The sequence below is a fragment of the Aulosira sp. FACHB-615 genome, assembly GCF_014698045.1.
Lineage (GTDB): Bacteria > Cyanobacteriota > Cyanobacteriia > Cyanobacteriales > Nostocaceae > Nostoc_B.
Window position 1 is genome coordinate 1 of the sequence record NZ_JACJSE010000064.1, and the last position, 13,401, is coordinate 13,401.

The 13,401-nt window shown below is 42.6% G+C and carries 20 protein-coding genes and 1 pseudogene; 14 read left to right on the plus strand and 7 right to left on the minus strand.

Annotation, left to right across the window (positions count from 1 at the left end; genetic code table 11):
- Positions 1-174: 174 nt before the first annotated feature.
- On the plus strand, positions 175-930 hold the full coding sequence (locus H6G77_RS34425; protein ID WP_190874037.1) for a formylglycine-generating enzyme family protein: 756 nt from the start codon (positions 175-177) through the stop codon (positions 928-930).
- 240 nt (positions 931-1,170) lie between these two features.
- Here H6G77_RS34425 and H6G77_RS34430 read toward each other — a convergent pair whose 3' ends face one another.
- The 6 genes from H6G77_RS34430 to H6G77_RS34455 form a co-directional block, all read right to left on the minus strand.
- Entirely contained in the window at positions 1,171-2,370 is a 1,200-nt protein-coding gene (locus tag H6G77_RS34430) for an IS4 family transposase (protein WP_190874038.1), read from the minus strand.
- Positions 2,371-2,676: 306 nt separating this feature from the next.
- Positions 2,677-3,012: a XisI protein gene (locus tag H6G77_RS34435; protein ID WP_190874039.1), complete on the minus strand. Its 336-nt coding sequence runs from the start codon at positions 3,010-3,012 to the stop codon at positions 2,677-2,679.
- Entirely contained in the window at positions 3,000-3,374 is a 375-nt protein-coding gene (locus tag H6G77_RS34440) for an element excision factor XisH family protein (RefSeq protein WP_190874040.1), read from the minus strand. Before H6G77_RS34440 ends, H6G77_RS34435 begins: the two co-directional genes overlap by 13 nt.
- A 7-nt stretch (positions 3,375-3,381) precedes the next feature.
- The gene (locus tag H6G77_RS34445; RefSeq protein ID WP_190874041.1) at positions 3,382-4,596 is read right to left on the minus strand and encodes an RNA-guided endonuclease TnpB family protein; all 1,215 of its coding nucleotides are present in this window, start codon (positions 4,594-4,596) and stop codon (positions 3,382-3,384) included.
- 379 nt (positions 4,597-4,975) lie between these two features.
- Positions 4,976-5,950, minus strand: coding sequence for a hypothetical protein (locus tag H6G77_RS34450; protein ID WP_190874042.1), 975 nt, complete (start codon positions 5,948-5,950; stop codon positions 4,976-4,978).
- Positions 5,951-6,116: 166 nt separating this feature from the next.
- The gene (locus H6G77_RS34455; protein WP_199331751.1) at positions 6,117-6,362 is read right to left on the minus strand and encodes a helix-turn-helix domain-containing protein; all 246 of its coding nucleotides are present in this window, start codon (positions 6,360-6,362) and stop codon (positions 6,117-6,119) included.
- Positions 6,363-6,510: 148 nt separating this feature from the next.
- On the opposite strand from H6G77_RS34455, the gene H6G77_RS34460 reads away from it, so the two are divergent.
- The 13 genes from H6G77_RS34460 to H6G77_RS34520 all read left to right on the plus strand — a co-directional run bounded on the left by H6G77_RS34460 (position 6,511) and on the right by H6G77_RS34520 (position 12,749).
- Positions 6,511-7,533, plus strand: coding sequence for a hypothetical protein (locus H6G77_RS34460; RefSeq protein WP_190874043.1), 1,023 nt, complete (start codon positions 6,511-6,513; stop codon positions 7,531-7,533).
- 136 nt (positions 7,534-7,669) lie between these two features.
- A complete protein-coding gene (locus H6G77_RS34465) occupies positions 7,670-8,128 on the plus strand; it encodes a DUF1392 family protein (RefSeq protein WP_190874044.1) in 459 nt (152 codons plus the stop codon).
- A gap of 33 nt (positions 8,129-8,161) precedes the next feature.
- Complete coding sequence (locus H6G77_RS34470) at positions 8,162-8,959, plus strand: KilA-N domain-containing protein (protein WP_190874045.1); 798 nt, start codon at positions 8,162-8,164, stop codon at positions 8,957-8,959.
- Positions 8,960-8,973: 14 nt separating this feature from the next.
- Positions 8,974-9,342, plus strand: coding sequence for a hypothetical protein (locus H6G77_RS34475; protein WP_190874046.1), 369 nt, complete (start codon positions 8,974-8,976; stop codon positions 9,340-9,342).
- Between the two features lie 28 nt (positions 9,343-9,370).
- Entirely contained in the window at positions 9,371-9,829 is a 459-nt protein-coding gene (locus H6G77_RS34480) for a hypothetical protein (protein WP_190874047.1), read from the plus strand.
- A 204-nt stretch (positions 9,830-10,033) separates the two neighbouring features.
- Positions 10,034-10,225 (plus strand): hypothetical protein, encoded by a 192-nt coding sequence (locus H6G77_RS34485; RefSeq protein WP_190874048.1) that lies wholly within the window; start codon positions 10,034-10,036, stop codon positions 10,223-10,225.
- A 10-nt stretch (positions 10,226-10,235) separates the two neighbouring features.
- On the plus strand, positions 10,236-10,466 hold the full coding sequence (locus tag H6G77_RS34490; protein ID WP_190874049.1) for a hypothetical protein: 231 nt from the start codon (positions 10,236-10,238) through the stop codon (positions 10,464-10,466).
- The gene (locus tag H6G77_RS34495; RefSeq protein ID WP_190874050.1) at positions 10,450-10,749 is read left to right on the plus strand and encodes a VVA0879 family protein; all 300 of its coding nucleotides are present in this window, start codon (positions 10,450-10,452) and stop codon (positions 10,747-10,749) included. The genes H6G77_RS34490 and H6G77_RS34495 overlap by 17 nt, the downstream gene beginning before the upstream one ends.
- Before the next feature lie 2 nt (positions 10,750-10,751).
- Positions 10,752-10,907: a hypothetical protein gene (locus tag H6G77_RS34500; protein ID WP_190874051.1), complete on the plus strand. Its 156-nt coding sequence runs from the start codon at positions 10,752-10,754 to the stop codon at positions 10,905-10,907.
- A 75-nt stretch (positions 10,908-10,982) separates the two neighbouring features.
- The gene (locus H6G77_RS34505) at positions 10,983-11,249 is read left to right on the plus strand and encodes a hypothetical protein (RefSeq protein ID WP_190874052.1); all 267 of its coding nucleotides are present in this window, start codon (positions 10,983-10,985) and stop codon (positions 11,247-11,249) included.
- Positions 11,246-11,449 (plus strand): hypothetical protein, encoded by a 204-nt coding sequence (locus H6G77_RS34510; RefSeq protein WP_190874053.1) that lies wholly within the window; start codon positions 11,246-11,248, stop codon positions 11,447-11,449. The genes H6G77_RS34505 and H6G77_RS34510 overlap by 4 nt, the downstream gene beginning before the upstream one ends.
- Positions 11,446-12,153, plus strand: a complete 708-nt coding sequence (locus H6G77_RS34515) for a hypothetical protein (protein WP_190874054.1) — start codon at positions 11,446-11,448, stop codon at positions 12,151-12,153. The genes H6G77_RS34510 and H6G77_RS34515 overlap by 4 nt, the downstream gene beginning before the upstream one ends.
- Complete coding sequence (locus tag H6G77_RS34520) at positions 12,150-12,749, plus strand: alpha-ketoglutarate-dependent dioxygenase AlkB (RefSeq protein WP_190593356.1); 600 nt, start codon at positions 12,150-12,152, stop codon at positions 12,747-12,749. The genes H6G77_RS34515 and H6G77_RS34520 overlap by 4 nt, the downstream gene beginning before the upstream one ends.
- Positions 12,750-12,793: 44 nt before the next feature.
- Here H6G77_RS34520 and H6G77_RS34525 read toward each other — a convergent pair.
- Positions 12,794-13,401, minus strand: a pseudogene (locus tag H6G77_RS34525) (cytosolic protein); the annotation flags it as partial.

Consider the following 13,401-nt stretch of genomic DNA (forward strand, 5'->3'; position numbering starts at 1 on the left):
TGAAATGCCTGAGCCTATTTTATTAAGTCAGATTTTTGCCAAGCTTACTTCTTTAGGACGTATTCATCCCGTTTCTACAGGTGTTGAACCCTCGTAAATTGGCTACGGTATTGAATCAAGCGTAGTCGTAAACAGGCCCAGTATTTTATCGAAGAAATAAGCAATCACGTTCAGATGGAAATTGTGTCTATCCCTGAAGGCAGCTTAATCATGGGATCTCCAGAAAATGAACTGGAACGTTCAAGTACTGAAAATCCTCAACACCAAGTAACCGTTCCACAGTTCTTTATGGGCAAATACCCAGTAACGCAAGCCCAGTGGCAAGCAGTAGCCTCTCTGCCAGAGGTAGACAGAGAAATTGACCCAGATCCCTCTAGATTTACAGGAGAAAATCGTCCAGTTGAGTCAGTTTCCTGGTATGATGCAGTAGAGTTTTGCAATCGCCTCTCCCAACATACAGGAAAAAAGTACCGTCTTCCCAGTGAAGCAGAATGGGAATATGCCTGCCGTGCTGGAACCACCACCCCATTTCATTTTGGCGCAACAATTACATCAGAATTGGCGAACTACAGAGCCAACGAAGTTTATGGTGCGGGATTAAAGGGAAGGTGTCGACAAGAAACTACACCTGTGGGTAGTTTTAAAGTAGCTAACGCCTTTGGGCTATATGATATGCACGGAAATGTTTGGGAATGGTGTCTTGACGATTGGCACAGCAATTATGAAGGTGCGCCAACAAATGGCAGTCCCTGGTTAAATAAAAATGATAATTTCTCTCAAAATCAAGAATATCCCTTACTGCGGGGCGGTTCCTGGATCAATGATCCTGATTTCTGCCGTTCCGCGTCTCGTAACGACAGCACACGCGGCAACTGCCTCAGCAATATTGGTTTTCGTGTTGTGTGCGCTGTCGGGAGGATTCCTCAGTAGCCCTTTAACTTTTCCTCTTTTCCCATTTACACTTGTTCTTGAATCTATCCTTCTAATACTATTAATATAGTAACCTGTTGGTTGTTGATGACGGTAGTTGTACCAAGGTATGACTAGACGATTTGAAAATATATTACTCAAGAAACCAGAAACAAGAGAATGTGGAATGCCTCACAAGCTATTTCGCTTTGTACTTAACACCTTAATGTATATAAATAACCTCAGAGGGTGACAACCTACCTATAAAGTTTGCTGGATAAGGGAGAGGGCATAAAAACCACGCTGAAAATAGAGTCGTTTATGGGGTTTGAGGGCAATCAGACTGAGAACCCAATCTGCCCATAATTCCATCCCATAACGCCATCGTTGTCCGTAGAGTCCAAAGCTAAAGTGACTCTGGGGTGGGGTGAGGTCTTTGTGTGATTGGATACGACCAGCATAGATATCTATGCCTAATTTTTGCATCTGTTGCCCTTGCATGGTCGCCAAACAATAAGCCAGAGCAATCAACAAGACTAAGGCTAAAAAACGGGTGTCATTAACCTTGGTGTCTTCTAAGTTATAGCCACTTGTTTTATAATCCTTGAACATTTGTTCAATGCCCCAACGACAACGATAGACTGCCAATGCTTGCTGTAATGTTGGGAGGTTAGTTAAGATATACCAAGGTTCTTTTGCTCCCTGATTATTATATTTTCGTCTCCAATAGATCGCTAAATTAAATAGTCCGATTCCATCCCCTTTATTGCACCTCACTCCCTGATAAAATTTAGACATTCCTGGTTTGAATCCCAGATTTTTCAGGACTTGATACTCTTGATTCAATGCTGTTTGGAAATGCAGGTCTTTTTTCTGCCTCAGAGCGAATAATAAACCCCTGTCATCCAGCCATTGAGCCAGTTTAGGACTGTGAAATTCTCGGTCTCCTAATACTAAAACCGGATAATTTTTAAATAGAGTCAGCACCGTTTTTAGCAACCGTTTTTGAGCATGAAAATTACTGTTTCCTACCTGTTTTAATACTTCCCAATACAAAGGAAGCGCATGAGTTCCCCAGACTAAACTCACCATACATACATTTCTTCCCTTCCATTGAGTTCTGTCAATTGCAATTATCCAATATCCATATTTATGGTGTTTGAGTCTCTGGCGACGACGACGCTGCTCTCGATTTAAGTTTCGTCCCGTTTGTACTTGTCTTATCCAATATTTTATCAAGGGAAACCATAAAAGTTTGACATTGAGTTGAGGCAAGTTTAAAAAGCGTTGCAGGTTTCGCTTGCGACTGCCATATTGAATCGGTTGTGGAAACACACTCGCTAAAACGGAGAGTTTTACCTGTCGATGAACTTGTAGCAATAATAACAGAAGCTGTATGGTTATATACTGGCTTTCATTCAGATGGCCACGCAGGGTTTTTTGGTAAGATTCAGGAAACATATTTTTTCAGGGGAGTCACAACAGTACTCCCTATTTTTTGTCTTCACCATCCTCTCAAAGTTTTGTCCTGCATAGCTTATAGTTGCCTTGTCACCCTTTAAGATAAATAACAGGTTGTCGTTGGTGTGATGTCCGATAGGGAAGAATCTGGGCATCCAAGCTTGCAAACGAAGAGTCTAGTCAGCACCTGTGATATCGGCGACAATAGTTGTAGGTTCAAGGACTATTTGGGGGTTCAGTCTTCACTTACAATGTGGAGGCGAATTAATAAAAACTTAGAGGCGATATCAGCGTTTACTCAACTTCTCATGCCACACCATACCCAGTATGAGGACGCTTATAAGGTGGATGTAGCCCTAACACAATTTCTTCTTTTGTCACTCCCATATCCACAAGTTTCTCGGCTAAATCAACATCCGTCATATTGTGCTGAATCCAGATTTTGCCATCTTTAATATCTATATGAATAAAACAGTTATAAATCCGGTTCAAATCTTCCCAACCTATATCTATTAACTGATAATGGTCATGTTCTGTATCAAAAACTAACTGAGATTCAACGTTAGAGTTTTTCTCATTTAGAGTAGCTTCTTCTGTTAATAAATCTCGGATACATTGACGATAAAATTTTATTCTCTCCATTCAACAATTTCCTCCTTATTCGGCTCATAAATAATCAGCTTAAGTTCATAAATTTTTATCGCTTCTTGAACAAATATCTCTTGAAAGAAAGAGTTAAAAGTATCAAGCGGTACTGCCAAATAAATTATTCTATCGGGTTCTTTCATTTGTAGAGCCAGTCGATAGTTCAAAAACTGACCTAAAGCTAGATGAAAGTCAGAAATTACCGAACTGCTGACAAAGCTTTTGACCTCAACTGCAATTTTCCGTCCTGCTTTTTGGGCAGCGAAGATTTTTTCTGCTGCTAAATCAATTTCTAGCCTAACTTTATTAATTTTAATTACAAGTGGGTCGGCTGTAATCACCCACTGTTCTTTAATCAACGCTTGTCTAACAGCAGCGTAAACTACCTATGCTCACCGCAAGCGGTGAGCATAGGCTTTTAAGTAGCCCTGAACTGTCGGTGCTGAGTTCACAACACAAACAGTTCGAGCCTCCGGGCTGGTTTACAAGAACAGCCCCAATAGTAGCAATATTTTTTGCTCCATTAAAATCAGCATCACCACTCCAATAACAAGCTTCATTAGTACATTTGAAACGCTTGTCAGAACGCAGTCCAATATGCAGGCATTGATGGCAAGTTTGACTTGTCCAAGCCGGAGGAACAGCAATTACTTCTACTCCAAATTGGATGCCTTTGTATTCCAAGAAAGAACGCAACTGATAAAAAGACCAAGAGTTAGAACGTCTACGTTCTGTTTTACTTCTTGGCTTTTGATTAGTCCTTTCACGAATACCTGTTAAGTCCTCAATTGCCACTGCCGCATTATTTTTTAATGCGTCTTGAATTATAGACTTGCTAATGTTGTGGTTTAGCCATTGTTGAAATCTTCTCTCCTTGCCCGACAACCGTTTCAATATCTGCCTTGCCCTGCGCCGAGTAGACCTTGTGCCTTTCGTGGCTTTTTTCTGGAGAGATGCTCTTACTCTAGAAAACTTATCCCTAACATCGTTGATTTGCTTTCCATCCCACTTATCACCATTGCTAGTTACAGCAATATCTCTGCGACCAAAATCAACACCAATTACATTAGTTGATTTGATTGGTTCTGGTGCTTCGTCTTTAATTTGAATATGGATGTAGTAGTTGCCATCACGATGTTTACATAATTGTGCTGATGTTGGCTTTGTGCCTTTTAATTTACCTCTTTGGTAATTACCAGCATCAATTTTGATATGTTCTCTGCCATTCATCAAAGTTAGGCTAACAGTCCAGTCTTTCTCTCTAAATGAAAAAATTCTGGCATCATAATCAGCCGATGTTGGCTTAAATTCTTTAACTGGCTTGCCTTTAAGTTTTGCAGTTTTGCGATTAGCTCCAACCCTGGCGCAAGCACGAACAGCTAAATTTGCACTTAACCTAAACAAAGCACGAATCTCGTTATAGACCATATTTTGAATAGTGGTCTTACTGGTTATCTGAACCTTAACTTTCTGGTTAGCATAGTTACACGCATCAGCAAAAGCCTTTAATACCAGTTCAATTTCTTCTACCTGTTTTTGAGAGGGGTTGAGTTTGCAAACTAGCGTCAGCACTTGTTCCATGACTTCGACCTAATCACAGATGAACATAATACATCAAAATAGCTGTGTCACGTCTAAGATTGATTGTCAAAAACTCAACTGTTCCCACTCCCTCAACAACCTGCGGTTGCTATTGGTCGGGGAATGTTTCGTTTTTAACCTGCAATTCCTCTCAACACTGAACCCTATCGGGTTCAGTGTAAGCCTCCTTATGGAAATAGGTGAAATATATCTTTAGCTGCCATTTCTCCTCACACAAGTTTTACGACTTTCGGCATCCCAGTATTGTAGCTTGATGGAATGCCGCACTTATCTTAACAAAAATCATACTAGTCCAGACAAAGGCAATCGCTCTTTCTTATTAAGAAAATGCCAGCAGTAATTCTTGCGATGTCTAGAGTTATCTTTTTTCATATTCAGACTCCAAAACCCTAAGCAGCTTATCTTCCATATCAGTAAGATAAGGGCGATTGACCTTCCCCAACGACTGCAACAGATTTTTGACTGTCTCCTCCAGAGAATCGGAATATATTCGAGCAAGGCGATCGCAAATCTGCTGCATCTGTTGGCACTCCTGGGGCAGATAATCATACGACTTGAGATGCTGAACTCCAACCGTCAGTTCACCATCCCAAGTTTTTACAGTACAACTGAATTCGCCAACATGAGTCACAAGACCCCAACAGCCGCCCTTGCCCCGCAAATCAGGATTATCCTTGACTAAAATTTGGCAGACTTCGCCAATCTGGTAGGTGTTGGGTATTCTTGTACGCTCCATTATACGCTTTACTACATCAGTTACAATTCTGGCACTGGGAACTTTGCCCTTGGCAACTTGAACTGCCCGTTGCCAAACTTCAACCTGTTGCTGGGGTTCTAGCTGTGCGAGAGGGCGCACTTGTCCTTCGTTAGTCGGCAGGATTCGTGAACGATTAGGTCGAGTTGTGTCTACTTTCTCGTTTTGGGAACAATTTGTTCCCGTTTCATCGGCTTCCCTATTTTGGGAACAAATTGTTCCCATTGCTATGTTGTCAAATACTACAGAACCAGCTATTAAATAATTGACTCGGCGATGGGTGTATCCAAACCTATCCCGGCAATATTCCTCAAACGTGCGGTGCGTGGATCTGTATAACCTGCGATCGCGCAACTCCATTAATGCCTTGCCAGCCTCAAAAAATGCTCTCTCAACTCTGCGTTCAAGATGTAGGCGATCGCTTTGTTCTTCTGAGGTTAGCTCAGGTACTTCAACAGCCGTAACGTCGATGGTTACTGAAGCTGGGTTTTCTGAAGGGGCGATGTATGAGTTGGGGGATTCTGGGTTGCTGGATGTGGCAGAGGTAGATTTTGTGGGCTTATGGGGTGGGGTGTTCATGCGCCTACCTCTTTTAATTCAGTGATATTTGCTCAGAGTTGATCGCAAAGAGATACTGTGCATTTTTATTCAGGTGTATTTGTAGAACGTCTGGCTCAACAGCGACTTAATTCAAACATCACTCGGTAGCAGATTTTGAGGAGGACTTAACATCTGCTGAGGAAGGTTAATCATCAAACTGTACGCCTAAATCCACACCTAAAACTTCTTCTATTTTTCGCAAAGTTTCTTCAGCCATACCACCTAGAACAGCCTCAGCTTCTAGTTGATACCAATAGTTACGAGAGATGCCAGCTTCTTTAGCTAGTTGTGTTACTGGTCGTCCACTAGCTTCTCGTGCTTGTTTGATTCGCTCACCCAACCCAGGAATATCAATTTCAAGCTTAATAATTCGTCTAACTTTCACAGGCATAGTCGTAATCCCAATTCTATAAGTATATGTTAATTGTCAACTAAACACTTGACAAGTGTTAATTAACAAGTTTACACTTTAAACATAAAGAAAGCACTCCCGACCGCGAATCTGAAGTGCTTTCCGTCCTTATAGGAACCTAACAATCATGACATATCCAACTTATACCCAACAACAGCTACGCTGCAAATCCCTACCCCAGCTAAAGCGCATCCACAGCGAAATCGGCTGCACGCTCGAAGTAATCGACAGACGCTGCAAGGACGAATGGAGAAACGCGATCGCAGAATATCAATCTGCCCAGTTTCAGAAGATTGACGAACAGGACATAGCCCAAGGCGAGTTCGACCAATACATCGCAGATCAAGCCAATGCGATCGCACCAGAAGAATTAACAGTAACAGAAATCAACCCCCACCACTTCGAGATTTTTGCTGGTAAACAGCTAATCGCATACATCAGCTACGACAATGGCGAATTCGTCACCCAGCCTTGGGTAGTGATGGCGAACGGTGTAGAGATTTTCCGCCACAATACACAAGCATGGTGTTACCGCTTCATCACTTGGCATTACAAAGACAATACACTACCGTTACCCTTACCCGCACCAGCACAGTTTCCAGAAGTCCCAACAATTACAGAAATCTCATTCTACGACCAAGAAGCTTCTGTTGATGGTCAATTGGTGGCCAGCGTTAGCTTTGACCAGAACAACTACGAGGATTTGTACTGGCGAGTGCTGGTAAATGACGTTGAGATTTTCCGAGACACTACACCTGAGCGATGCCACAGTTACGTCAAACAGCAGTATCAGCAAGGCACATTACCAGTACAACAAGCATTTGAAGAACCATGCACCACTGGAAACGAAATCATGGTGCAGATTGCCACTGAGTGCGACAAATACGGCTTGGAACTGCTCGATGATGGGATTTATACCAGCAATGGAGAGAAACTAGGCGAAGCCGGCTTTACAGATGCCCTCTGGTGGTTTGCGCGAATCCATCAAAAGCAAACCTTTTGTGATTCTGCCGAGGATGCTGTGTGGCTGCTTCAAATCCCGGATGGTTTACCAAGCACTAACGAATACTTGCAATACCACCCGTTGGAGCAACTGTCGCCGGGGGAATTGCAGGGGTTGTTTGAGACTACGGCGTTAGTCGGGGTGTAGGGAGAAAGTGGGCTTTGATGCCCACCTGTTAGCTAACTGTTCTCTTGTTTCCATCAACTATACCCATCTGCATTAGGACAAACCTCCGTGATTTTTTCTCAATGCCTCACCAATCCCTTCATTCATAGCCAAAACTATGACTTGTGCAATCATCACCCTTGAAAGATGCTGGTATTTGTCGCCACCTTGGGGTCAACAGATGCCCTCGCTTGAAGTTCATTTGTCCGAGAAGGTTTACCTCACGAATAATCACACTTTCGGCTACTGCTGCGGGGTGTTGTGGCAGGAAGAGGGATGGGTTTATGCCGTGAATTGCGAACGCTCCATCACCTACGCCACCAAACACGAGATTATCGGTACTGGGCAAGTAAAGTCCACGTACATGAGAAAACCTGCGTTTGTGCTGGGAGATCGCGTCATGCTCCGTTTCGACAGCCATGCCACAAAGCAGCGTTTGGTTCTGGGGATTGTGCTGGTGAACAATGTTTGGTCTTACGTTGTCGAGCTAATGTCCCCGGCTTTGGTTCGACCACTGGCTGCACCTGCTCGTTTTCCGTTGGTGGGCAAACAGGATTTGATTCGAGTTCACATCTAACCGATTTTGAACAACAACCAAAAGGACTTAGTTATGTTGATACACTTTTGGCGCGATTCGGAAATTAATCAAATGGCTCAGGATGGGCAGATAGGAAAATACACCATCCCCAAGGGCTACGTGAATGGCACTCAAATGTGCAAGGCTAATGGTAAGTTTTTAGCCGACTACACCAAGCTCAAGTCTACAAAGCAGTATTTACAAGCACTTTCTAACGATATGAAGATCATCATATCGTCGCTGGTAATCGAAATCCAAGCGCATGGTAGCGAACAAAGCACTTGGCTTCACCCTGAAATTGCTGTTGATTTAGCTCGATGGGTTTCAGTAGAGTTTCGCGTTTGGGCTAACAGAACCTTGACAAAAATAATCGTAGCTAGTGAGGTAGAACCAATACCCGAACCAGAACCACCCAAAGCCATAGCTCCGTCTCACGAAGCTGCACAGTTAGCCATGATACTGGGTGAATTTGCTGGATTAGACAAATCCCTCACCGCGCAGTTAGCCGTTAATGCTGCCACTGCTGTTAACCCTGCCCTCAAGCCTGCTGCTGATGAACTCAAGACTGCGATCGCTCAAACGAATGTTGCAGATGACGCATTTCTAAATGCAACACAAATTGGTGAAGTGGTTGGAATGTCTGCAAGGGCTGTTAACAACTGGCTTGTACAATCTGGGCTGCAATACCGCACCCAGGATAAGAAAATCCCATATCGCCCTACTGAGTCAGGCAAACAATGGGGGCGTATGGTTCCGGCGTTGGCTAGATCATCAAATCAAACAGTTTTTCAACTGCGGTGGTTGCCCACTGTGACAAAGTTATTTCAGTAGCTTATTGCTTAATTATGAACGAACAACACATCAACGAAATCGGTAAAGAAATTAGCCTTGCATACATCTTCCACGAAGATTATGGCTATTTCAAAAGTACGACTGTTGCTCAATGGCTTGGTGTTGATTCTCTACCTGATTGGACTCACCAGACCATACTTGATTTGATTGCCATCGATTTCATTTCTGATGCTGCCACACAAGGAAATCAGAAGGCGAGACGGTTGATGTCTTATTTTATGCTGCATGGTGATTATTCAGGCAGACAAACAATTTTAGGAGGTAAAGCCAACCTAGATTCTTTAGAAAGTATTTTGACTGCCATCAATCTTCAAAAAGCGATCGCGCCACATTTTATTCCCCAGCTTGAAAATGAAGATTAGCACTCATCAAATAATCAAGGATAAAGTTATGCCTACTCAAAAAATCAAAATCACATCACACAAACTGCTAGACGAATTTGTAGCAGAATCCCTTGATTGGGAATTATCTACAGAAAGAGTAAACCAGACAGAATACCAGTACGACGCTGAAGTTACTTGGTATCATCCTGCTAATGTTGATGATTTTGATACCTGGGTTCAAGAGTATGGCCTTTGCCCAGCCTTCTCTACAAATTTCGCTCTCATTCAAGAGTTTATTCTACCCGTTTGTGATGCTCAGAATATTGTTGATTCATCACCCTTGAACACTTGCTTAAATTGGCTGAAATTCAAGGGATACGACATCGATTTTCAGCCGTGCAACTTTTGTAATGGCGAAGGAAATTTATTAAGAAGTTTGTACGTCCAAATCTTCCCAGAAAGAGCAAGCAAAATACCACCTGAAGCTATTTATGTGGCTTGCGATTGTTCTTTGGATGATGAATAAGATTACCTCGATTTAATAATAAAATAGTAGGAGGTTAACTGAATAAATAATATTATGATATGCCCCAACTGCGGAAGCCAAGATATTTACCGAAAGAACCCAACTGAAAGAACAGTATATTGTGACAGATGCGGTTATTCCTGGGAGGTAAAGCAACCACAAACCCCGCTATTGCGAGAGAAAGTTTACCAGAGTAAAGGGGCTATGAAAGGTACGCATTATGTTTCTGTTTGGTACTGTCCAACTGACACATCAAAATATTCTTTCGCTCTCATTTATGGGGCTGGTGTTTGTCAATTTAATGAGTTTTCTGATGACCCATATTTAAGCGGGATTTACGATAGTCCACAGGAGGCTTTGGAAGCGGGGATTGTGGAAGTAAGGAATAAGGATTAAGAAAGCCATTATGGACACAAAAGACTACTTAATCTACAAAGGCATTCTCTTAGAAATCAGGTGGATAGAACACCTACAGATGTACCACTGGATAGCTTATGCTTCTAACGAAGACTATCACAATAAAAAGAAGTTTGCAGATAGTCTAAAGCATTTGGGGTTTGAAGTTGAGGAAGCAGCGATCGCACTCGCAAAACAGGAAATAGATTTTTTACTGGATGATTATGATGACAAAAGATGAATGGCTTTTACAAGGACAAACATTATTCGGACAAGACAAGATGCGGTGGAAATTCAAGTGTCCCTCTTGTGGATATATAGCTACTGTTGCAGATTATAAAAAAGCTGGCGCACCGGAATCAGCCATTGGTTTTTCTTGTGTAGGTCGATGGCTAGAAGTACACAAAGAAGCATTTGATGACAAGGATAAACGCAAGATTCCTTGTGATTATGCAGGAGGTGGATTAATTAACATCAGTCATGTTGATGTTGATGGAATTAAAGTTTTTGAATTTGGGATTTAAACATGAAAGAACTTGGATTATTTCAAACAGATGCACTCATTGAAAAATTAGCCAAAGCATTTTATCGACTTCAAGGCTATGTAGTTAAAGATAACTACCGAATGCAAGACTCCACTCACCCGGCTGAAAAAGCTTGCGTGGCATTAGCGAAGCGGTAGCGAGTCTTCGAGCGTCTGGCGTTAGTTGCAATTGAGGAAGTCGAATTTGAACTAGCTGGTAATGACGCTGAAGAAGTGATTACTTGGCAGCAAGGGCAACCTTTAAGTGAAGACCACCAGTATTACTTCTGCAAATATGAGGACTTCACTTTAACACTACTGACTTCACCACATACAAATATGACTCGTGTAGAAGTTTATTTAGAGAAGTTGAGAATTTATGTTTGTGAAAAAGAAATTAGCCCCAAAGAAGCAACAGAAGAACTACAGGAATACTTAAGCACACTGGCTGCACAGTTTCAAACGATAAGTCAAATTGAATTTTGGGAGAACAATTCATGAAAATAGTAGTTCAAGTAGTAGAAAAAGTTTATCAGGAAGCTCACTTAGATATACCCGATGGACTGACAGAAGCAGGCATCAGACAAATCATTACAGACCGATATAATTCCGGCGAAATAACTCCAGATTTAAATATCTTTCAGGTTGATTTTGAATCCATCAGTGCAACGATTGTCCAACAACCGCAGGAGGTAGCATGACAGTCACACCATTATTAACACCCCAAAAGGCTGTTATTGAACCTGTCACCCGTCACCCTCTCAACTTCTACGAGTCTCCTTCGTGGTTCACTACAGAACTGCTGCGCCATGTCCCGTTGTCTGGTGTGATTGGTGAACCTTGTGTTGGACATCGTGCGATCGCATCATTACTCCAGGCATGGCCTTACACCAAACAAATGTGGACGAACGATATTGATCCACATAAAGCAGCTGATTACCATTTGGATGCAACGTTATCCGAGTCTTGGGCTAAGTTTCCAGAGTATGACTGGATCTGCACAAATCCACCTTATGCGGAGTTTGCTGCACCTATTATCAAAAATGCCTACCATAAAGCCCGTGTGGGCGTTGCGGCGTTCTTGTTGACCAGCTTTCTCGAACCCTGCGATGACCGGGCGGATTTTATGATGCAATATCCGCCTTCACTGGTGTTAACTCTGCCCCGCTTCTGCTTTCGCAAGGACAAGAGGGGTACTCGTTGGGCTACTGACAATATCACCATTTCCTGCTTTGTGTGGGACAAACGTGTAACCACGCAGCGCATTATCGTGCGTCCCAAATCTCAAATTGTTGGGTTTTACAAGAATCCCGAACAGGCTATTTCACAAGAACGGGCAGAAGAAATTGTACGGGCGATGTCCAAGGACAAGCCGCTTTGCGTCTACGCCATAGGGGAATTATGAAACAGATGACGCTATTTGATGAACCCACAACAGTTTTACCAGTCAATTACTATCCAGAGTTTCTCACTCTCGCGGAAGTTGACGAACTATATCAATATTGCCAACAACTGCAATGGCAACAGAATCAGATAAAAATGCTGGGCAAAACGATGCCTGTTCCGCGACTGGAATGTATTTACGGTGACGAGGGCTGTGATTATCTCTACTCCAAGAGCGTTTTACTCAAACCCCAGCCTTGGACAGAACCACTGGCACAACTGCGAGATAAAATCACCGCCGCTACTGGTTACAGCTTCCGTATCGTCATTGGCAATCAGTACAGAAGCAGCCAAGACAGTATCGGCTGGCATAACGATAGCGAGACTTCGATGGGGCTAAATCCGGCGATCGCTTCCATAAGTTTAGGTTCGGTTCGCAAATTCCAAATTAAGGCCATCGGAGGTAAGCCTACTGATTTCTGGCTGGAGCATGGGAGTTTGCTGGTGATGCTTCCTGGTTGTCAGACTACTCATCTGCATCAGGTTCCGAAGACCAACAAGCTTGTAACTACACGGATTAATCTGACTTTCCGACCGCACGTTGGGGGGAAATCCTAACTAATTGCTAATTAAAAGAGGAAAATTACCAGCAAATTAAGACTTTAATTTTCTCTTGGAGTGTCATCTGCTGTTTGGTAAATAGAACGCAATTCATCAATTGAAGTCGCTGTTTTTATACCTTCTTTAATTTTTCGTAATTGTTCAATGTCATAAATTTGGGAAACTTCATCCATTACAAAGAGTGAAGAAGCACCGAATTTAAGTTCTAAACCTAACTCAATCCCTTCTAACAGTCCCAAGCGAATACCACTGCGTTCAAATGATGTTACATACTGCATACGCTGTTGTGCCTCCAATTGTTCTACTTCCTGTTGAAACTCTAGTTCTAAATCTAATGGTAGCGTCAGCATCCAATCAATAAAAGCCAACAGGTTAACAACAGCCTCGCGTTCAAACCCCTGCTCGTACAACCGACGTACTAAAGCCAGTTTTGATTGTTTTCTTTGCAATCTATTACTACGGGTCTGTACCGCCGCCAAGTGAGCCATTACTACTGTAGCGAATGGGTTATGGCTGGCTTCAAGTTCCGACAACCTTTGCTGATAGTCGAGCAGTTTGATTACAGGAAACTGAAAATCAACCGTACAGCCAAATAATTCATAACCAAATTGATTTGGTCGCCACTTAATGTTTTCATCCCCCAGTATCG